At 43.3% G+C, this 21,742-nt stretch carries 18 protein-coding genes; 7 read left to right on the top strand and 11 right to left on the bottom strand.

Going from position 1 to position 21,742, the window contains the following annotated elements; genetic code table 11:
- Positions 1–39: 39 nt before the first annotated feature.
- Positions 40–429, bottom strand: a complete 390-nt coding sequence (locus V5G28_RS18350) for a DUF3119 family protein (protein WP_332987295.1) — start codon at positions 427–429, stop codon at positions 40–42.
- Between the two features lie 139 nt (positions 430–568).
- Complete coding sequence (locus tag V5G28_RS18345; protein WP_332987294.1) at positions 569–1,366, bottom strand: MlaE family lipid ABC transporter permease subunit; 798 nt, start codon at positions 1,364–1,366, stop codon at positions 569–571.
- Between the two features lie 645 nt (positions 1,367–2,011).
- Here V5G28_RS18345 and V5G28_RS18340 point away from each other — a divergent pair.
- The 3 genes from V5G28_RS18340 to aroH all read left to right on the top strand — a co-directional run bounded on the left by V5G28_RS18340 (position 2,012) and on the right by aroH (position 4,020).
- A complete protein-coding gene (locus V5G28_RS18340) occupies positions 2,012–2,299 on the top strand; it encodes a hypothetical protein (protein WP_096571522.1) in 288 nt (95 codons plus the stop codon).
- 414 nt (positions 2,300–2,713) lie between these two features.
- Positions 2,714–3,535 (top strand): signal peptide peptidase SppA, encoded by an 822-nt coding sequence (gene sppA / locus V5G28_RS18335; RefSeq protein WP_096569504.1) that lies wholly within the window; start codon positions 2,714–2,716, stop codon positions 3,533–3,535.
- A gap of 113 nt (positions 3,536–3,648) precedes the next feature.
- Positions 3,649–4,020 (top strand): chorismate mutase, encoded by a 372-nt coding sequence (aroH, locus tag V5G28_RS18330; protein ID WP_332987360.1) that lies wholly within the window; start codon positions 3,649–3,651, stop codon positions 4,018–4,020.
- 198 nt (positions 4,021–4,218) lie between these two features.
- Here the strand turns inward: aroH and crtR are convergent, their stop codons facing one another.
- Positions 4,219–5,136, bottom strand: coding sequence for a beta-carotene hydroxylase (crtR, locus tag V5G28_RS18325; protein WP_096569498.1), 918 nt, complete (start codon positions 5,134–5,136; stop codon positions 4,219–4,221).
- 398 nt (positions 5,137–5,534) lie between these two features.
- On the opposite strand from crtR, the gene pyk reads away from it, so the two are divergent.
- Positions 5,535–7,304 carry a pyruvate kinase gene (pyk, locus tag V5G28_RS18320; protein WP_332987293.1) on the top strand — a complete coding sequence of 590 codons (1,770 nt, stop codon included), beginning with the start codon at positions 5,535–5,537 and terminating at the stop codon, positions 7,302–7,304.
- A gap of 22 nt (positions 7,305–7,326) precedes the next feature.
- Here pyk and V5G28_RS18315 read toward each other — a convergent pair whose 3' ends face one another.
- Entirely contained in the window at positions 7,327–10,974 is a 3,648-nt protein-coding gene (locus V5G28_RS18315) for an AAA-like domain-containing protein (RefSeq protein ID WP_332987292.1), read from the bottom strand.
- A gap of 525 nt (positions 10,975–11,499) precedes the next feature.
- On the opposite strand from V5G28_RS18315, the gene V5G28_RS18310 reads away from it, so the two are divergent.
- Together V5G28_RS18310 and V5G28_RS18305 are read left to right on the top strand one after the other, a co-directional pair.
- Positions 11,500–11,856: a CVNH domain-containing protein gene (locus V5G28_RS18310; protein WP_332987291.1), complete on the top strand. Its 357-nt coding sequence runs from the start codon at positions 11,500–11,502 to the stop codon at positions 11,854–11,856.
- Positions 11,857–11,941: 85 nt separating this feature from the next.
- The gene (locus tag V5G28_RS18305) at positions 11,942–12,361 is read left to right on the top strand and encodes a hypothetical protein (protein WP_332987290.1); all 420 of its coding nucleotides are present in this window, start codon (positions 11,942–11,944) and stop codon (positions 12,359–12,361) included.
- Positions 12,362–12,374: 13 nt separating this feature from the next.
- On the opposite strand, the gene V5G28_RS18300 is transcribed toward V5G28_RS18305, so the two are convergent.
- The 6 genes from V5G28_RS18300 to V5G28_RS18275 form a co-directional block, all read right to left on the bottom strand.
- On the bottom strand, positions 12,375–12,623 hold the full coding sequence (locus tag V5G28_RS18300) for a hypothetical protein (protein ID WP_332987289.1): 249 nt from the start codon (positions 12,621–12,623) through the stop codon (positions 12,375–12,377).
- A gap of 40 nt (positions 12,624–12,663) precedes the next feature.
- Complete coding sequence (locus V5G28_RS18295) at positions 12,664–14,079, bottom strand: AAA-like domain-containing protein (RefSeq protein WP_332987288.1); 1,416 nt, start codon at positions 14,077–14,079, stop codon at positions 12,664–12,666.
- Positions 14,080–14,607: 528 nt separating this feature from the next.
- Complete coding sequence (locus V5G28_RS18290) at positions 14,608–15,705, bottom strand: glycosyltransferase family 4 protein (protein ID WP_332987287.1); 1,098 nt, start codon at positions 15,703–15,705, stop codon at positions 14,608–14,610.
- 138 nt (positions 15,706–15,843) lie between these two features.
- Positions 15,844–16,698, bottom strand: a complete 855-nt coding sequence (locus tag V5G28_RS18285; protein ID WP_332987286.1) for a glycosyltransferase family 2 protein — start codon at positions 16,696–16,698, stop codon at positions 15,844–15,846.
- Between the two features lie 428 nt (positions 16,699–17,126).
- Positions 17,127–17,858: a RadC family protein gene (gene radC / locus V5G28_RS18280; RefSeq protein WP_332987285.1), complete on the bottom strand. Its 732-nt coding sequence runs from the start codon at positions 17,856–17,858 to the stop codon at positions 17,127–17,129.
- 102 nt (positions 17,859–17,960) lie between these two features.
- Entirely contained in the window at positions 17,961–18,926 is a 966-nt protein-coding gene (locus V5G28_RS18275) for a phosphoribulokinase (protein WP_332987284.1), read from the bottom strand.
- A 400-nt stretch (positions 18,927–19,326) separates the two neighbouring features.
- On the opposite strand from V5G28_RS18275, the gene V5G28_RS18270 reads away from it, so the two are divergent.
- Entirely contained in the window at positions 19,327–19,992 is a 666-nt protein-coding gene (locus V5G28_RS18270) for a class I SAM-dependent methyltransferase (protein ID WP_096569470.1), read from the top strand.
- A gap of 51 nt (positions 19,993–20,043) precedes the next feature.
- On the opposite strand, the gene trhO is transcribed toward V5G28_RS18270, so the two are convergent.
- The gene (gene trhO, locus V5G28_RS18265; protein WP_332987283.1) at positions 20,044–20,961 is read right to left on the bottom strand and encodes an oxygen-dependent tRNA uridine(34) hydroxylase TrhO; all 918 of its coding nucleotides are present in this window, start codon (positions 20,959–20,961) and stop codon (positions 20,044–20,046) included.
- Between the last annotated feature and the right edge of the window lie 781 nt (positions 20,962–21,742).

Genomic DNA, 21,742 nt, shown 5'->3' with positions numbered 1-21,742 from the left:
CACTTTATAGGGTACACAGTACTGAGTCATCGTGAAGCATCAAATACGCGGGCAGCGTTCTTCCAAGCAAGTTTTGAGAGTGTTAGGGTTAAATAAAATCGGCAAAAAGTGAATACTTTTAACTTCTTTAAAATAAAACAGAATGGGAATCGAATTCCAGAATATGCGCCAGTTTTGCCATTCCCGGTACGGAAAGCGCCGAATTAATTTTTCACCTCTGTAAATATCCAAGTCGGTGGGAGTAAATAACAGACGCAGTGTAACCGCTTGAAACATGAGGAACAAGCCAAACAGTGCGATCGCGCCTGCTACCCAAGGTTGCACCACAAGCATTGGAATTGCGCCAACCACTAATACCAAAGGTATGTTGTAACTAGGCTTGAGTTCGACGGTGGTTGATGCCGAGTTGGACGTATATGAAGTCGTCAAAACGAGAAACTCCTGCTTGGTTAATAAACATTATTTCTATTTTAGGAGTTAGGGGTATAGACTAGGGACTAGGAGCCAGCAACTATCAATCAAACCGTTATCCCTAATCCCTAATTCCTAATCCCTAATCGCTATTGGTCTAGAACCCTGGCATAAATGCACCACCAGTTCCTTGGAACATCAGCCAAGAAAGAAAAAAGTTGCTCACAAAGATAATCAACAAAGCAGTGACAACAGCTGTTGTGGTAGACTGTCCCACTCCTTTTGCTCCTCCTTTTGTCGTCAAACCCCAGCTGCACCCAATTACGGCTATTAAAATTCCAAAGCAACACGCCTTAATCATGGCGCTGACAATATCCCAACCGCCGAGAAAGTTACGGGCTGAGTCTATAAACGATGTCTCCGAGAGATTGTATATGTTTGTTGCAATAATTAATCCCCCTAACATACCTGTTACCAGAGACAAAAGCGTTAAAATTGGTAACATTAAGCCGCAAGCAAGTACGCGCGGGATAACCAAATAATCAATTGGATCAGTTTTTAACATCAAAAGGGCGTCAATTTGTTCGGTGACTTGCATTGTGCCGATTTCCGCTGCAAATGCCGAACCAACTCGCCCCGCCAAAATCACTGCTGTCAAAACGGGGGAAAGTTCGCGTGTCAACGCGATCGCCAGCACTCCACCGACAATGTTTCCCGCGCCAAAGTTAATAAATTCCCGCGCCACCTGAATGGTAAACACTGCGCCAACAAAAACAGCCGTTAACAAGGCAATAAACAAGGAGTCCGGTCCAACTGCTGCCATTTGCTCTAGGGTATTACGCCGATGGATTTTTCCCCTAAGTAGGTGAATCATGACTTGTCCACCCAAGAAAATAGCTGCCAGCAATCGCTGACTCCATGCTCCTAAACTAGATTTGGATATCGTCTCACTCAATGTTGACAAGCTAACTCTATAACTGCCGTCATCATAGCGAATTACGAAGCGGTAGTTTCAGTCATGAGTCAGGAGTTATTCTCTCGCGTGATAGCATTTCTAGTACAGTTCGGCGTAAATAGGGCAACCCTTCGGGTATGCCTACGGCACGCCTGACGGCGTTAGCGCAGCTCCTCCGTTAGGAGGCACACCAGTCGCTGTGAGTTCGGGAAAGCCGTCATTGGCGCTGGTTCACCATTTAAAATCCCTAAAAAGCCCATTCCATAATACTTTTGACTTTTGAATGCGTGACTTTTGACTTCCGCCTTGCGGTACTAGGGTCTTGGCGTCGCTCTCGAGCACACTTTTGGAATTAAGATTAACTTTGTTTAAAGGCAATCTCAGAAATTAAAGCTCTTGTGAACAGGGCTGTCGTTGAAATAATAGGTGCAACTACATCTGTAAACATTGATTTTTCAAGGCTTACGTCCTGTTAATCCCTTTTTGGATTTCGCAACATATCTTGGAAAGATTGTGTATATATTTTAATGAAAACTTAAGATTTTTGAAATAACGCCTGAGACAGAGCGATCGCCTTTATTGTAGAAAGTGACGACTAGGCAGGCAACTATGGTCTGCCTAATAAACTTACGGAGCCTACTCTACATGACTATTATGACGAACTTTCTCCGCTCGCTTGTATTATCAATTGTTTTCAGTTTCGTCGCTCCCATGTTTTTATTCGGCATTACGTTGCTCGCCTTATCGCTTGTCGGCTATATTCCTGGTTTACAAGGCGTGACTGAGGTCATCACGACTCTGATCATGGAGTTTCTTGCTATATTTGGCAGCGGCACTCCTGTTGGCGGACTATTTGTTATCTGTTTAACCTGCAGTTTTGTCGGGGCGCTGTTTGACACTTACGCTTATTATCGGTATCAAATTTTACGATAAAGCTCGACTTTTGACTCTGATAGGCTTTCGGCTCAATATATTCGCAACTTACATTGTCAAGACTAAAAACGCTGCTAGTGCTACTCTGCTCAAGAATGAGCATTGGCTAATCGCTATTTCTATTAAATGTTTATATATATCGACTGTATAATTTCTAGTCCTTGAGCTAGCTTGCTAGTAATCAAATTCAAGGATAAAAAACTTTATGGTCTTGTAGTGAACCTTAAAAGACTGACTGAGCTTTTTTCTCTACTCTAATTATCATAGCAAATAAAGATACACATAAATTATAAAAATTTTATTAAAATTGTAATGATCACAAAACCTGCTCGTTTTTCTTAACATAGGGAAAGCAAGTGCTTTGAGCACGTAACGTTTTATGATTAAGTTTATTAGGAAGTTTGTTGACTGCTCATGGTTTGGCCTTTTAAGCCTAGATATCGTAAACAAATTGCTCGTATTGAAATTACAGGTGCGATTGCCAGTGCAACTCGCAAGCATGTATTAGAAGCGCTGAAAACTGTAGAAGAAAGAAAATTTCCAGCGTTACTGCTGAGAATTGATAGTCCTGGCGGGACAGTGGGAGATTCCCAAGAAATCTACAGCGCCTTGAAGCGGTTGCGTGAGAAAGTAAAAATTGTTGCTAGTTTTGGCAACATTTCTGCTTCTGGTGGAGTCTACATCGGCATGGGAGCGCAACATATCATGGCGAACCCTGGTACAATTACAGGTAGCATTGGTGTGATTTTGCGTGGTAACAACTTGGAACGTTTGTTGCAAAAAATCGGTGTTTCCTTCAAGGTCATCAAGTCTGGTCCCTATAAAGACATTTTGGCGTTTGACCGAGAACTAACCCAACCAGAACAAAACATTTTGCAAGAATTAATTGACACAAGTTACCAGCAGTTTGTCCAGACAGTAGCTGATGCGCGTTCCTTGGGGGTGGAAACTGTGAGAAGTTTCGCTGATGGTCGGATTTTTACTGGACAGCAAGCCGTAGAGTTAGGTATTGTAGATCGTCTGGGAACAGAGGAAGATGCTCGTCGTTGGGCAGCCGAACTGGTTGAGCTTGATCCTGAAAAAACTCCCGTCTACACTTTAGAAGAACGCAAACCTCTGTTAAATCGTATCTTGCCAGGAAGCCGTCAAGTTTCTTCAGGGCTTGGGGCTGGTATCAACTGGGTGGAATTTGAAGTGTCTACTAATGGTTTGCCTTTATGGATGTATAGACCATAAATCGTTATTAGTCATGAGTTGTTTGTCCTTTGACTAATGACTAATGACTAATGATTAATGACTAATGACTAATGACTTATAACTAAATGGAGGATTTTTTTGTGGAGTGGCGAATGTGGGCTATTCGCGGAGCAACAACCGTTCCAGAAAATACGGTTGAAGCAATGCGAGAAGCTGTGATGGAACTACTAGATGAACTGGAAAAACGGAATCAATTGCATCCAACAGATATTATTAGTATGACTTTCTCAGTCACACGCGATTTAAATGCTACTTTTCCTGCTGCAATTGCACGTTCACGCCGTCATTGGGACAATGTACCCATGTTGGATGTACAGGAAATGCACGTTGATGGCAGCTTAGAGCGCTGCATCCGGTTTTTAGGTCACGCCTATCTGCCTGCCTCCGCCCAAATTTACCATACGTATTTGCGTCACGCCGAAAAGTTACGTCCTGACTGGAATATGCGCCAGCCTTTATCGTAGGATGACACGTTCTAGTATTTCTCAGAAATCACCATACATATTCGCTAAAGTCAAACAGGAAAGAGCGAATTGGGATAAACCCAGCTTGCTCGATTGCCTTTTGCCCTAGGTCGGTCAGCAAAAGTTTGCTATATGCTTCCCCTGCTTGCTGTTCCCGACCCTTATCTTTAAGTGACCAGGCTGTGAATAGAAATGAGCCTATCTTCCCTCCCCTTGCTCATTTTTAGGTGATTTGTGGTGATCAAACCGAATTCCTAAAAAAATGTCATAAACAAACTCCCAAAAGTCTTTTTTTTGCAGTAGACCTGAAGTTTGATAACAGCCTTTTTCATCTAAAAGGGGCTTCATGAAATAATATGTGGGCTGGTAATTATACCACGGAATAGAAGGCCATAAATGATGAATTAAATGATAATTTTGCCCCATGATCAGGAAATTCAGAATTGAATTAGGGTAGACACGAGCATTTTTCCAGCGATCGCGCTCTTGGTGAGGACGATGGGGTAGATAATCAAAAAATAAACCCAGTGCTAACCCGACAACGGCAGAAGGAATGAACCAAAAATTGAGAACGTAGCCCAAAAAGTGGTATTGAATTGAGATACAGAAAATTGCAACAACAAACAAGCGGCTGAGAAACCATTCCAGTAGCTCATATTTGCGCCATAGTTGCCGCTTAAAGAAAAACACCTCGTGGTATAAAAAGCGGACTGGAAGCAACCACAAAGGACCACCTGTGGAAACATAATGATCTGGGTCATTTTCTGGATCGTTGACATGGGCATGATGCTGCAAATGCACCCGCGTAAACACTGGGAAGACAAAAGTCAGCATCAGGGCACTAGCATGTCCTAAAATGGCGTTGATAACTCGGTTACGATGTGCAGACTGGTGGCAGGCGTCGTGAATCACAGTTCCTGCAATGTGTAAAGCCAGCGTATTTGCACTAAAGCATAACCAGTGGGGCCATTCCCAAACCCAGTAACCAAAGTTAGACAAAACAAATATTCCCGCAGCTGCCAAGAACATCAGCAGCGTCGGATTAAAATCACCCGGGGGCGCTAAAAATTCCTTTGGCGGGATTGTCATTGGCTTCTGTGCCTCCGACATCAGCATTATGAACTCCTTGTTGCTTTACTTAAGATGTAGTATTTAGATAATGCCACTTTTCTATAAGGAAAGTGAACTTTTGCGGTACATAATGACGAATAATAAATTTATGTGTAGCAAGATTTATCTACTTCTTTACAGATCAGCAGCCCAATAACGGTATGATTTCAACAGACTCTAAGCTTTTGCTTCCTTAGTGAAATATAAAAATATAACAAGAGGACAAGGCGAACAAGGGGGTTCAGCAAAAGCTTAGAGGAATTGTCTACCTTGTCTCCCCCGGCTCCCCTTCACTCCCCACACCTGCGCTCTACCACCTTTAATGATTGATTCAGCAGCAACAGACATAGATGTGTCTCCTAAATTAGGATGATTCCCTGAGTAGCTCCCTAGATTCCGCTTTTATGCAACTAAAAGATTCTATCCGCCGAACAAAAATTGTCGCCACAATTGGTCCTGCTACCAGCAGCCCAGAAACGCTAAAAGCTCTGATTGAAGCTGGTGCAACAACACTGCGGCTAAACTTCTCTCATGGGACTCATGCTGATCATCAGCGTAATATCCGGCTCATTCGGCAAACAGCCTTTGAACTGAATAAACCCGTAGCCATCCTGCAAGACTTGCAAGGACCCAAAATTCGCTTGGGGAAGTTTGAAAATGGATCTATAGTCCTGGCAAAAGGCGATCGCTTCACCTTAACCAATCGTCCAGTTGTCGGCACACAGGAAATCAGCTGCGTCACGTACGATTATTTGGCAGACGAAGTCCCTGTAGGGGCAAGAATCCTCCTAGATGATGGGCGCGTGGAAATGCTCGTAGAGGAGATTAACCGCGAAAAAGGCGATTTGCACTGTCGCCTCACTGTCGGTGGAACGCTTTCAAACAACAAAGGCGTGAACTTTCCCGGAGTTTACCTGTCAATTAAAGCAATGACCGACAAAGACCGTGAGGATCTGATGTTCGGTCTGGATCAGGGTGTGGACTGGGTAGCACTTTCCTTTGTCCGCAACCCCCAAGACATGATAGAAATTAAAGAACTCATTTCCACCACAGGCAAACAAGTGCCAGTCATTGCCAAAATTGAAAAGCACGAAGCCATTGAACAAATGGAAGCTGTTCTGGCTTTGTGTGATGGGGTGATGGTAGCAAGAGGCGACTTAGGTGTGGAACTCCCAGCAGAGGATGTCCCGGTACTGCAAAAGCGGCTGATTGCGACTGCTAATCGCATGGGGATTCCCATCATCACCGCCACCCAAATGTTAGACAGTATGGTTAGTAACCCCCGTCCGACTCGCGCCGAAGTGTCAGATGTGGCAAATGCGATTTTAGATGGTACGGATGCAGTCATGCTCTCGAATGAAACTGCTGTGGGTAAATTTCCAGTGGAAGCTGTCGCGACGATGGCGCGAATTGCCGAACGCATAGAACAAGAGGTGGCGCTGCACAGAAACCCAAATCAAGCCAGAGACACCAAACGTTCGATTCCGAATGCCATCAGCCAAGCTGTCGGTCAAATTGCAGAACAGTTGGGAGCAGCAGCAATTATGACTTTGACGCAAACAGGCGCAACAGCACGGAATGTCTCCAAGTTTCGTCCCCAAACACCCATTTTGGCAGTGACACCTCACGTGAATGTAGCGCGACAGTTACAACTTGTATGGGGCGTCAAACCGTTGTTGATGTTAGAACTACCTTCCACTGGTCAGACATTCCAAGCAGCTATCAATGTAGCTCAAGAAAGAGAACTCTTGTCTCAGGGGGATTTGGTCGTGATGACTGCTGGGACTCTCCAGGGAGTTTCCGGGTCAACAGATTTGATTAAAGTTGAAGTTGTGACGGCGGTACTTGGTCAGGGAATTGGACTGGGACAAGGTTCTGTAAGTGGTCGCGCACGAGTGGCTCTCAGTGGCATGGATGCCAGTAACTTTAATCACGGAGATATTTTGGTTGCCTCAGGTACAAGTGCTGATTTTGTTGACGCAATTCGCAAAGCTGCCGGAATTATTACTGAAGAAGAAAGTCTCACCAGCCATGCAGCTGTGATTGGCTTACGTCTTGGTGTGCCAGTCATCGTTGGAGTCAAAAAGGCGACACAAGTGATTCGGGATGGAGCGATTTTGACTATGGATGTGCAACGCGGCTTAATTTACTCTGGAGCAGTGGGAACGCCGTAAAAAGTAGCAAGTAGGAAGCTGATCAATTGCAGATAAAGCGATCGCCCTGGGTTAGAGATCCGCTCACGCCTTTCTCCACTTCTTTATTAGTTTTCAAATAATCTTGCACCAAAGCGCAACCATAAGCCAGTGCATCTAGATTGAGAATTCGCTGCAAATTCCACAAAATGAGTGTGTTGTCATCACCCCCTGAGACAAGCATTGTCCCATCGCGGCTGATGGCAACATCCCTAATCGCTGCGGTATGTCCTCTGAGGGTGGTTACTTCTGTACCATCCACCTTCCAAAGTTTGACGGTAGCATCCACGCTGCCAGAAGCAACTATTTTTCCATCGGGACTAAACGCAACTCCCCAAATCGCCGCTGTGTGACCTTTGAAAGTTTTCAGCAACTTGCCCTCAAGTGTCCACAGCTTAACGGTTTTGTCGCCACTTCCAGAAGCTACCATTTTGCTGTCTTGGCTAAAGGCAGCTCTCCATACTGCCGCCGAGTGTCCTACAAGAGTTCTGAACAATTTGCCATCAAGCGTCCACAGTTTAACAGTACCATCGCCGCTGGCTGAGGCAACAAGCCGACCGTCTGGACTAAATACGACATGCCACACTTCCGCTTGATGTCCTTTAAGAATCTGCCGGGAAGGGTGAAACTCCTGCGGAGTCGCTACGCGATCGCCCTTTGGGCGGGTCCCCTTGGGACCATCGCGTTTCCATATCTGAGCAATCTTGTTAACATTTGCCATTGCAATTGTTTGTCCGTCGGGACTCAACACTGCTGCTAAGAATTTACCGAGAGGATCTTTGTAAGTAGCGACCAAAGTCCCGTCTGGCTTTTTGAGTTTTACCGTATCATCGTTAGTGGCAAGAGCAATTAACTTGCCATCGCCACTGAATGAAACCTCGAAGATTGCGCCCCCAGATTCAGTGAAAGTTTTGAGCAATTTACCTTGGCGATTCCAAAGTTTAGCAGTGTTTTCGTGGCTGGCTGTGGCAATTGTTGAACTGTCGGAGGTGATAGCTATTGACCAAATTCCTGCTTTATGGGCAACAATGCTCTTCTGGAATGGGTTCTGACTTTGCCAGAGTCTGACAACGTTTTCTGCGCCTGCCGAAGCAATAAAGCTACTATCAGGGCTAAAAGTCACTCCCCAAACGGACGCACTATGTCCTCTAAGGGTCCTCAGTTCTGTACCATCGATGTTCCAAAGTTTAATCGTTTTGTCAAGACTGGCGGAGGCAATAGTTTGACTATCAGGACTAAAAGCAACTCCCCAAATTCCGGCGCTGTGACCTTTAAGAGTTTTCGCAAGACGGTAATTCCCATCTGTGCTGTCTCGCTGCCAAAGTTTGACAGTTGTGTCTTCACTCGCTGAAGCAATGGTCTTGCCGTCTGGGCTGAAAGCGACTGCTACAACCCAACCGGTGTGACCTTGGAGAGTTTGTAAGGGCTTGGCGTTTTGCCAGTCTGAACCGTCTCGTTTCCAGAGTTTTACTGTCTTGTCTAGACTTGCGGTAGCAACAATATTACCATCAGGACTAAAGGTGACTCCCCAGACCGAAGCAGTATGACCTTTAAAAGTTTTAAGCAAAGTGCCGTCTCGCTTCCAGAGTTTCACAGTTGCGTCGAAACTGGCAGAGGCAACAAACTGACCATCGGGACTAAACGCGACTCCCCAGACCGAAGCAGTGTGACCTTTGAGAGTTGTAGAGACGCGCCATGAGGCGTCTGTGCTGTCTCGTTTCCAAAGTTTAACTGTACCATCTTCACTCGCGGAGGCGAGTATTTGACCGTCAGGGCTAAAATCGACTGCCCTAACTGTTGCCTGATGACCTTTGAGAGTTGCAACTTCTGTACCATCACGTCGCCAAAGCTTGATTGTTTTATCGGCACTTGCTGAGGCAATCAGAGAACTGTCAGGACTGACATCTACTGCCAGAACAGCAGCTGTATGACCGGAAAAACGGTTGTATTCATCTGCTCCATAAACTGCTTGCCGTAGTACATTGTCCACTTGAGGCTCAATGTTTGTGTTTGGTTTACCTAGTTTTTGCAGTTTATGTTTGGCTTTAATTGCTTGTATGAGCGCATCCAATCTGCGATTCGAGGCAAATAGCCCCTCAGAAGAAGATACAAGCGCTTGAATTTCGCTGTTCCTAGCTTGACTTTCGCTTTTCTTGGCTTGGCGGTACAGAATGAAACTCCCTACCCCCAACCCGCTAGAAACGAGCAACCCGATACACACTGCAACTAACAAAAACCTTTGTAATAAAGCCGTTCTTTTCTCTTGTGCTAGTCGTGCTTCAACTTCTTTGAGTCGTTCAGCTTTCAGTCTTTGCTCAGTTTCCCGGCGTTCCAGTTCCTGGCTAGCTGCCAAAAATCGATAATCCAAATCGCTGAGACTTTTGCGCCCACTCCATTCCAACACCTCTTGCAACGCTTGCCCCCGCAGCAGACGTGATTCATCCTGATAACCAGAGGCTACCCATGCATTGAATGCCTGGGAGTAGGGGCGCAGATTGTCTAACTGCCTGAGTACCCATTCAGAATTAAAGACATTGCGGTAGATAGGATTTTTAATTTTGAGATAGCCGTTGTGCTTCTCAACCAATCCCGATAGTAAAAGTTCTGTTTGTTCTCGACTATCATCGGTAGGGACGCCAGATGTTTGAGTGTCTGTTTCAAGAGCTTGCAACACCTGCTGATAAACACCTAACAACCGTCCTGCGCGCTGTTCATTGAAAAGTAGGCGATCGCGAATCGTGCGCAGGTGTTCCGGTTCATCTTTTGCTTCCCAATGTTGGATAATGTGCTCTAGCACCAATTGCTCTACCCAAAATGCTTCAGTTGCTGGAGGTAGGACAATTTTTCTAGTTGAAGTCTCTAAAGCTGTTCGGACAATGAGCTGACAGAGTTTCTGAGTCAGAAACGGTTGTCCCCCACTCCAGTAAATAATCTCTCGCAGCACAATTTCAGGTTGGCTGACAACTTCCTCTAACCCTTTAAGCAATGGTTTGGCTTCATGCAGTTGAAACCCATATAACTCAATCGCTGTACCAATGTTAAAGGGTGTCCGGCGCTTGTCGGCAATCAAATCAGATGGACTGGCTACTCCAAACAGTGCAAATCCCAAGCGTTGAAAATTCCGGTCGTGTGCCTGCTGATTATAGCAATGACGAATCCAGGCAAAAAAGTCACTGACAGGAAAACTCAAACTCAGTAAACTATCAATTTCATCAATAAAGATGAAAATGCGTTCAGCTTTGCCGTCTGGCAGAAATTCGCTTTGAACATTTGGCAGTAAAACTCCTTCAACAAACGAGTGTAGTTTTTGCACTGGGGAAATGCCTGCTTGCGTATCCCACCAATGCTTAAAGTTGAGGTGTTCTGCCAGATTTAAGTCGTAGAACAGGCTGACGATAATGCCTTTGTACCATTGTTCCGGTGTGGTATTCTCGCTACCCAATCGCGTGACGTCCAAGTATGCACAGCTATAGCCTTCTTTCCTAAGACGATAACTCGTGCGTTGTAATAACGATGACTTGCCCATCTGGCGAGAATTTAAGACGTAACAAAACTCGCCAGCTTTCAGGCTGGCATAAAGTTTTTCGTCTGCTTGACGGACAACATAGCTAGGATCGTCAGTGTGGAGGCTGCCACCAACCTGGTATCTCATCTCAAAGTGTGATTAGAGAAAAGCTATTCTAACACAATAAATAGGATTTTTTAGCTTCTTAAAACTCTTTATTTTTATCTGATCATGGATTCTATCACATCTTCAACTAAATAAATCTGTATCTGTCTATTTTTTCGCTTAACTGTCTTAACTGTCTTAACTGTCTTAACTGTCCTTTATTTATTGCAATTAGTTTCTTAAATTTCTACTTAACTGTCTTATCTGTCCTTGCATTTTCATGACAAAAGCGAGATTATGGTGACATGAAGTGAAAGCAATTAGCACTAAAACATTTGTCTTACTAGACACTTACTTAAAGGCAGCAACTATATAGGCTGCTGCAATAGCATCCCGCCGCAGACTGATGTCTTGCGGTGAACTCCAAGAGCTAACAAAGCTCAAATAACGATTTTGTCGAGACAATTGGCTACATTACAAGTAGAAGGGGTTAATAGAAAATGAAGAAATGGCTACTACTCAGAGTTGCTATGGTCTTTTTGTTTGCTTTCGTTGTGTCACTTAACTTTGTTGTTAATCAAGCGATCGCGACCGACAGATCAATTTAGCCTAACCTGCGACAAAGACAAGATAGAAATCAATGGTTCAATCCTATCAACAAGTTGCAAAAAAAGTAATGGCGATTCTCAGCAAACCTCCATTGACTTAGATAAATACATTGGTAACTTGGATGGAAAATTATCCTGGAGTGATAAAAATTTTTCTAAAAGCTGCAAAAATATTGCTCCAGCGCAGTTGCTGAGTACTAGACAACTTGTACTTGTTGCTGAGTGCAAAACAGCAGCAGGAGACACATATTATCCATCAGAGATTGAGCTAGATTCTCACATTGTCAACATTGATGGCACCCTAAGTTACGAATAATTGTGGTTCTATTGCAAAATGAACAAACACTATTTTCCAGGTAGCAATATCAATACAATTTTCTGATTCCAAAAAGTAGAAAATCATGACAACTCAAACCTCTATCACCGATTTAGTCGTTAACAGTGCGAAGAATTGCTATCAGCTTACAAAAGAGCAAATGGAGGCTATCCAAAACAAAGGAGTAACAGCAGAGCTAACACAGGGAATCTATGTTGTCCGCATCAAAGAAGGTGCATTCGATTATGTCAAAGATTCTGAATCCGCAGAAAACGAAGCCTTAGTTTTACTCTGGATTTATGGGGGAAAATTCAAGAACTTAAAAACCAATAAGCAAGTTACAGCCGGTTGGTCAACTTTAAATGGATATGACGATACCCTGACTATAGCTGTGTCAGAACCGTCGAAACTGTGTGCTTTCTTCTTCGATACTGAGATTAACGATAACGCGGGAGATGTGACCGTTTCAGTTATTAAAGTGGACGAATTGCGTAACTTTAATTAATGCTGTCAACCTATTATTTACACTCCAAAATAGCTAATTCGCGATTGAAAACTGCTTTCTGCCTGCTTGTTGTAGGATTAGCTGTAGGATTAGCTTTAGATTTAACAAACCTAAAAACGAGAAATACTACTTTTATCCAAGAATACACAGCGTTTGAACCACCAAGAAGCGGAAAGCCAAAAGATACTTCAGGTGCTGGTTCTTGATTTCTTGAAAGTAGGCGAGTCGTTGCAAATAAGGCAATTTTTGAACCTACAATCATTTAATGATAAGGGTTCAAACCCTTATCATTAAATGATTGATTAAACAATTGTCGCGAGTTGTTTTGCAAAATAAGTGCGGTAGAGTTCGCAACGTGGTACAATGCGATCGCCTTTAAAGCAAATCAATCCCAAACTCTCGAGTTTATATGCCTCAATCGGGTCAAGAGAAATACCTTGCTTTGCTGTCACAACATCAGCATATGTCTTTGCCAGACTGGGTTTTTCTTGCAGTTTCGCCCAGTGTCGCCATAAATGATAGCGGTAGATACCGCCGTTGGCAAGTGCCTCTTGTATCAGCTCTTGTAGAGTGATGACCTGAGAGCAAAGATAATAAAGCGCAATCCGAATGAGTGCTGGATGACCGCCTACAAGCGACATCAGTTGGGCAGATTCCTTACCAGTACTCCAGTCTAGCGCGTGCCGCTGGGCTAAATCTTCTACCTGTTGCTGGGTAAATTCCACGAGACGGATAGGTAGTCCAATATTAAACGGGGAGCGGTTGATATCTAGGCTGGCATACTCTTCTGTAGAGTAAACTACTACTAGCCTCAAGTTGCTCCAATTGGCATTTTGTCGTGCTTCCTCGCACCACGAACGCAACAAAGCAAAGAACTCAGTAGCAATGTGAGGATATTCAAAAAAGCGGTCAACTTCATTGAACACCAGAACTACTGGGCTTTGAATCTGCTTGAGCAAATACTGCAAGTAAAAGCTACAATTCAACTTACAACCAACTTCCTCATCCCATATGTCATTCAGGTTGGGATTAATGTCTAATTCTGTTGCAATTCGCCAGCAAAGATTACGCAAAAGCTGATTTAAGTCAGTTAGACCATCGGAATCTATCTGGTAGCAATTCAGATTCACTGCGCGATACCCTTGCTTTTGTCCAAAAGCACAAAGCCGTAACACCAGAGAACTCTTACCCATCTGTCTAGGTGCTCGAATGCGAATTACACAGCCTGGTTGAGTGACTTCTCGATAAACCAGTTCCTCAATTGGGGGACGTTCGACGTAGAACGGAGAATCCAGAGGTACGGGACCATCTGGGTATGACCAAAAATGTTTAAGTTTATCACGCTGTTCGTTGACGAATGAGTCTACGGATAAAGAATCAGACGAACTCTGCTCAGGTGTATCTAAAGTCACCAAAAGTTCGCCAGAGGTTTCAGTCTGATTCGGTTCATCCAAGATTGTATAGTCTTTGCTACATAATTCCAGGTTAAAAGCGCTAAAGCACAGTTTCACAGTTTTTTGGTCTACGCCTCTATCCAACGACCACAATCGGCTGAGTGTTTTGCTAGAAACATTCATGCGTAAGCCCAGTTCGTCTAAAGTAAAGCGATCGCCGTTGTTGTGCGCCTTCTCCACAGCCAGAATTGCTGCTTGTAGCCGCTTCAGACCCGCAGGAGTCAGCACAATTCCCCGTTTTCTCCTACTCTTATATTGCTTCATTTCGCTAATTCTACCTATTTTGCTTTTTTGAGATAAAAATTGTTCTCCTGAATTTTAAGCAGAATCATAGATTAGGGAAGCGCACTGTGTTGTTTGTCATTTCAATGCTCTTGTGGCAAAAGCATGCAAAAATCACGGTTAGAGATGATTCTCTGACCGAAGTTATAAAAGAGGGTTATTAGCCAACTCTTGTATTAAATTTGTCAACTAACTATACTGTCTATACGGTTCGGTTAAGATCCCCCCTTTTTAAGGGGAGCCAGTGCGTTGGTGAGCCAGCGCTGCAGGAGGGTTTCCCGACAGCAGGCGACTGGCGAAAGGGTTTCCCGACTTGAAGCACCTGGCGTGGGTTGGGGGGATCTTCAAAATATTAAAACGTTAACCGAACCGTATTGACTATACTGTCACTTTTTAAGTACGTTATTCAAGTGTTAATAAAGTGTTACTAAACTGTTAACTGTATTATATATTTACAAAAGAAATTATTCAAGTGTTATTGACCAACTACTAAACTGTTGATTATCTTATTTAAAGATAGTGTGATAGAACTTCAACAGTAGCCACACCTGTTTTTTCCCAACTGAATTGACTTGCCCTACTAATACCTTGAGTAGAAAGATGCTCACGCAATGCGGAATCACTTGCAATTGTTTGCATCGCTTCAGTCATTTCCTCAACGTTGTAAGGATTAATAAGAAGAGCAGCGTCGCCAGCAACTTCTGGTAAAGATGAGAGATTAGAAGTAATCACAGGAGTCCCGCAAGCCATTGCTTCGAGAACTGGGAAACCAAAACCCTCCCAAAGACTGGGAAAGACGAGGGCTGTAGCACCACAAATTATTTTCGGCAATTCACTGTAAGGAACATACTTAAGGAATCTAACTTTATCGGTTATACCCAATTCCTCAACTTGGGTTTGTAAGACAGGAGTGAAGCGTTTATCTTGTGGTCCTGCTAACCACAATTCGTAGTCCTTATTATTAGATAATGCTGCAAAAGCGGTAATGAGTCGATGTAGGTTTTTGTAGGAATCCTGTCGCCCAATGTAGAGAAAATAGGGACATTTTGTGGGGTAGGCATTTTGTTTGCCATTATTTAAATGAAGCGGGCGAAAATGATTGGCGTCGTATGCGAGAGGAATAGGGGTGATTTTGCTTGCGGGAATGTGATAAAAGTCGGTGATGTCCTTTGCTGTAGCATGGGAGTTGCAAATAATGTGTTGCGCTTGCGCAAGAACTTGGGGAACGTAGTAGCGCGAGAAATGCGTCAGTGGTGACAAGAGTTTGGGAAAGCGCAACGGTATCAAATCGTGAACCATCACGATATAACGGCAATTGGCAGAAAGTGGAGCTTCCGGAACAGGAGAAAATATAAGTTTAGATTTCAGATGTTTATAGATTTTTGGCAGTTGAAATTGTGTCCACACAAGACGGTCAAAATGTCCTTTTGTTCCCTGAGCAGGCGTAAGATTATTAGGAATTTGATAACAGTTAAATTCAGGGTAGTTTTGTGCCGTTAATAAGGTGGGTTGAAGAGTTTTTAAATAAGGAACAAGATTTTTTGCATAGTTGCTTATGCCTGTGGGTTGGGAAAAAAGAATCGATAAGTTAAATAATATTTGACTCATTTATATCAAACTTAACCCGCTCATAAATTTGACGGTGCGGGATTTGTACAACCATAGCACGCTCCAGTGAGTTTTTGATTTTACGATCTCATCTTAGCCTAGCATCAGTAGAGAAAGGTTTAAGAAAGCGATTGGCTCCTAAGCGTGCCGCTTGGGCGATCGCTTGCAATACATAAACACGCCAGCAAATTTGCCAAATGCTACTTGAGGTTTTACAACCATCAAAATTAAAGCATAAAGAATCAAACGAAGTAACCTTAATAGAAAAACCACTTTATTTGTATATCTATCTAAAGATAATAAATAACCATAACTACTATTTTTTATTTTTCTAAAAACATACCTATTAGTAATTGAGGAGGGCTGATGTAGGACACCAAACTGCTTAGTAACTGCAATGAGATGTCCTTGATTAGCATAGCGTCGGCAAAAGTCAAAATCTTCATAGTAAAGAAAGTAAGCAGGGTCAAAGTGAGGACACTCATCAAACTTTCTGAGATTAATGATAAAGCTACAACCTGTAATCCAATCGCAAGCTACATAATCTGCATCTGTATTGCTCAACAAATCTTGAGTGAGAATTGCCCCTGTTGTCGGAATAAAGCGACCGCCTGCAAACCAAACTTCGCCCGTAGGAGTATGAACTATTGTGCCGAGAATCGAAATTCCTGGATATGCCTCAAAAAACAACTCGACTTGAGCCAAAATATTTTTTTCTAAATAAGCATCGGGATTAATAATCCAAACAATTGCTTGAGGGTCTTGGGTATAAATCCAATTTATTCCCAAATTGCAACCACCACCAAAGCCTAAATTACCGAGAGCGTTTAAAATGAGAACATCTTCATTTTTCAGAGCATAAATAGAATTATCATCAGGAGAGTTATTGACGATAATTGTTTTATACTCAATCTTTTTGTCAACAGGGAGAGAACGAATTAATTTAGTAACGAGATTGGTGGAATAATAATTAACTACTAAAAAGTAAATCACGTATATTATTACTCAGTAGACTAGTTGATTTTTTAGATAAAGATATTTAAAACCACAGATGTAGGCGTAAGCCGTGCCCTAGGCTACACAGATGATTTATCTACGCTGAGATCTTGCACCATTCTCAACAAGAGCCAGAGGCTCTAATATCTCGTTACCAGGTTCAACCTGGTAACGAGGGTTTGGAGGCTTCGCCTCCTCACTGTTGCAACTCTAGGCTTGATCTCAGTACGTTCATCTGTGGTTTCATTTTCATCTAATTGACTTTAGAGGATGTTTGTAAAGTACCGAGTTGTATTGAGATTCCCCCTAGCCCCCCTTTTTAAGGGGGGAAATAATCTCAAAGTCCCCCTTCTGACGAGGGATTTAGGGGGACCGAAAAGTTTTTGATAACTAACCACTTCTAAAACATCCTCTTAGCAAGAGGCTTAATCTCCCTGCGGACAATCCTCCCACAATGTTGTCATTTCCCGTATGCTCTGATGATTGCCATCGCCTAAAATCAGATGGTCTAAAAGAGGAATGCCCAAAAATTGGGCTCCAAGTAACAACTGTCGCGTTAATTCGATATCTTCTTGACTAGGTTCCACATGTCCAGACGGATGGTTATGTGCCACTATAACCCGCGTTGCTCCTTGGCGAATGACTTCTCGAAAAATTTCGCGGGGAGGAGCTAAAGTTTCCGTTGCTGTTCCAATGGTAATAACTTGCGTTCCTAAAAGGCGATTCTTCACATCTAACAATACCACTGCAAAACGTTCTTGATTTTGCCACATTAAATCTTGACTCAGAGCCGCCGCCGCCGCCGCTGGACTATCAATTAAGGTGCGTTCTCCTGGACGGGATTGAAATGCTCGTTTCCCTAATTCAATTGCCGCCAAGATAGTTGTTGCTTTTGCTGGACCAATACCAGGAATTTTCATCAACTCGGCGGCGCTGACATCTCGCAGAACTGCTAAGGGATCTCGCTGGTGTTTGCTTAGTTCCTGTAAAATATATTGCCCTAGACCCACAGCGGAAAGTTTACCGTGTCCTTGACCAGTAGCCAGCAGAATTGCTATTAACTCGGCTGTGGCTAAAATTTTCGGACCATGCGTTAACAACCGCTCGCGCGGACGCTCAGTTACAGGTATATCGGCAATTCTGAGACAATAAGTCATAGAAAAATACAGAGGATAAATGATGATATATGCATTTATTCCTAAGTTATCCCCTGTAATTCTGACAACCTCTCCATATTTGACCAAATATTTAATTTTCAGCTATTTTAGGGTAGTTTCCCTGATATCAGGCTGATAATTTTGTGTCGCTTTAAGCATATGGTACGTAATCAATAGCTGGGTGAGAGCGAGGGGATAACTTTGAAGTGTCTCCCCTGTTGTGCCAGCAATTTTGCCCAACTCTGGGTTGCTTTCGCGATCGCATATATTCTTAAGGTAGGGCATATCAGAGCAAATAATATGCTCTAACTTATTCACCTGTTCCAAAGTGGCATGACCATCAACTTCCAGAACATCGACCGGTTTGCCCATATCCCGATCTAATTCTAAGCGGATTGCTGACTCAAAACTGCCATCGCCGTAGTTGAGAATCTGGCTAAAATCTGGATGAGGAATCGTAGGACGTAACACCAGACGAACATTTAGGTGTCCATTAGTTTGCTCTAAATCGTCGCTGGGAGGATAAAAACTCACAACTATATCTGACCATTGCCGTTGTGGTCGGATAAATTGTTCAGAATCTGGTTCGCGTTTTCTGAGTTCCTCAAGTACTTGTTCTTCTGTATACCCTCGCTTTTGCGTATCCCGCTTAACTTTCCATTGAGCGCGTAAAGATTCAGGGGGAGCAAGGTAAACTTTCACATCGTAGCAGTCACGCGCACCACGGGTGGAATAACCCAGCAATCCCTCAACTATGACAAATTTACTTGGCTTGATATAAACTGGTGGCTCAAACGTACCAGTTTTGTGGCTGTAAACAGGCTTGAGGATTGACTGCCCTGTCCTAAGTTGCGACAGGTGGTGCTGCATAATATCCAAATAGTTGCAGTCAGCATGAAGAGCAGTGATACCAATTTCAGCACGCTGCTTTCGGTCGTACTTATGGTAATCATCCGTACAAATCACCGTAACATTCTCCGGACCAAGAACCTGAGCAATCCCTTTAGTCAGCGTTGTTTTCCCAGCTGCGCTGTCACCAACAATACCAAGAATTATAGGACGGCTCATGACTCCCCCTGCTTGACGCTACAGTAAAGTATAATTTTAGATTGTATGTTAGTTTACTAATTTTAGAGAACTTATAAAATACAACTCAAGAAAGAGAGTATGAATTATCTACCTCAATGAGTCATGATTTTTTGAAATTATCATTGATAATTAAGGTTTTTTGTCCCTGACAAAAATGTCTATTTATTTTTGTAAATAAAAAAATACTTTCATAAACAGTATAAGATATTTATCGGCGGGCTTTCTTAACATAACCCTGAGAATCGCGCACAGTAGCCATCTCGGGTGCGTTTAAATATAAACAGAGAGTGGGAGCTTTCTGACTTCAAGATAAAGAAATACAGATAGTCACTGATACTTATACAATTATAAAAATACAATTAGCCATTAGCAGCAAAACATGGCATATAAAACGTCAGGACTTGAAAAAAGTCTTTATGAATACTTGCAATCAGTTTCATTGCGAGAGCCGGAAATTTTAGCGCAGCTCAGACAAGAAACAGCACAGCATCCAAGTAGCAGAATGCAGATTACTCCAGAACAGGGGCAATTTATGGCGCTGCTGGTGGAGTTGATGGGTGCAAAAAAAACTTTAGATATAGGCGTATTTACGGGCTATAGTTCCCTAGTGGTTGCATTGGCGTTACCCCCAGATGGTAAGGTGGTTGCGTGTGATGTCAGTGAAGAATATACGGCGATCGCCCGCCGCTACTGGCAGCAAGCCGGAGTGGCACATAAAATTGAACTACACATTGCCCCAGCACTCGACACTCTAGATAGGCTTATAGCCGCAGGAGAAGCAGGCACCTTTGATTTTGCCTTTATCGATGCTGATAAAAACAACTACGGTAATTACTACGAGCGATCTCTACAACTTCTACGTCCAGGTGGGTTGATTGCGATTGATAATGTCCTACAGTCAGGACGAGTCGCAAATCCCCAAGAGCAAGACAAGATAACTAATAGCATCCGGGCATTTAATCAGAAACTGCATCAAGATCCACGAATCACCATGAGTTTGGTGCCAATTGCCGATGGCTTAACCTTAGCGCTGAAGCGTCCCTAAGTGAACCTCCCAGAGGCTGCAAAGACAGCCTTTGTTCGTATAACCCATCGTTCATTGTGTCGAAGTCACCGATAAATCTTGTCCATTCCGCTTCCTAGCCAACTCCAACTGTCGTTTTTTCTCCTGCTGACGTGTCTTTTTCTCCTCCGAGAGGCTATCAAAACAATAGGCGCAAGAAACTCCTTCCTCATACTTAGGAGATGATTTATCAGCTTCAGAGACGGGACGCCCGCAACTTGCGCACATATCATAACTACCCGTTTCTAAACCGTGACTGACAGCGATGCGTTGGTCAAACACAAAACACTCGCCATCCCACAAACTCTCAGACTCAGGAACTTCCTCTAAATATTTGAGAATCCCACCTTTTAGGTGATAAACCTCTTGAAACCCTTGGGACAGCATGAAAGAAGAGGCTTTTTCGCAGCGAATTCCTCCAGTACAAAACAGGGCAACCTTTTTGTGTTTGTTGGGGTCGAGGTGCTTGTGAACATACTCGGGAAATTCACGGAATGATTCCGTATGAGGATTTTGCGCTCGTTTAAAAGTTCCGATCATCACCTCATAATCATTGCGGGTATCAACCACCGTGACTTCAGGATCGCAAATCAGCTCATTCCAGTCCTTGGGACTAACATAGGTACCCACCTGTTCATTCGGGTCAACTTCAGTCCTTCCAATAGTCACAATTTCTTTTTTCAAGCGCACTTTCATCCGCTCAAACGGTGAGTAGTCAGCATAAGACTCTTTGTATTCTAAGTCTGCTAAGCGGGGATCGGAGCGCAAAAAAGAGAGAACAGAGTCAATCGCTTGACGTGAAGCCGCTATTGTACCGTTAATACCTTCTGGTGCCAATAGAATTGTCCCCTTAACGCCATGGGATTGGCATAAAGACAGCAGAGAGTGTTGTTTTTCGGCAAAATCTGGCAATTTAACAAATTTGTATAGTGCTGCAACAACTAAGGTCATTTCTTTATCTATCCCCTTTTACAAAATAATAGTATTAGGTTACAATAACGACGGCATTATAATAGACCTACCTTTTTTATCTTAAGGCGGTATACCTCAGTTAGTACGCCTGTACAAGCAGGTGTTAGGAATTCCAGTGTCCTTACTTTGATTCGTAGGTTATAAGTCTGTTTAACAGTTATCAGCTTCCGTAGCTATCCGCTAAGTAATGGACAAGACTGGACAACCAGTACTGTCTAGTACAGAGATAGCCAGCCTAAGTCTTAATTGACTACGTTTTGAGGGTCATGACACCTACAAGTACTTTCCAGCTTGTAGCAACTGTCGCCAAAGATTAAACAAGTGTATTTAGCGCGCGCTCGTGTCTTTGACATTACAAGCCCTTAAAACATTGGCGTTAGCGAAGCGGAACCTCTTAGGTTCGGAAAACATAACTGGAGTAGCAAGGCTATCCTTTGCATACAGGGAAGTTGAACAAGTACTACTCCTCTACTTGTTCAACCCCGCAAGGGGTTCGCGCTCGGTACTCGTTTTTAACGTTTGTCCATCTTTTCAATGATTAGAGGCGTACCGATCGCCAAACACCACATCGCCAGCCGGCTGGGTTGGCAAACCCTAGATTAGACTTCTTGCACTCTTTCTTTTTCTTGGTGTTTGTCTTTGCGTCTAGAGCGTAGAACGCGAGACAAAATAATATTTATGCAAGAGGTCTATTCTATTAGAGATTGAATTGACTATAGACCAATACGGTTTAGATAAGAGAATTTGTAAAAAAGTAACC

The organism is Scytonema sp. PRP1, assembly GCF_036697665.2.
Classification (GTDB): domain Bacteria; phylum Cyanobacteriota; class Cyanobacteriia; order Cyanobacteriales; family Nostocaceae; genus Kalymmatonema; species Kalymmatonema gypsitolerans.
The sequence above is the reverse complement of the archived record's forward strand: the minus strand, read 5'-3'. Positions and strand labels throughout refer to the sequence as shown.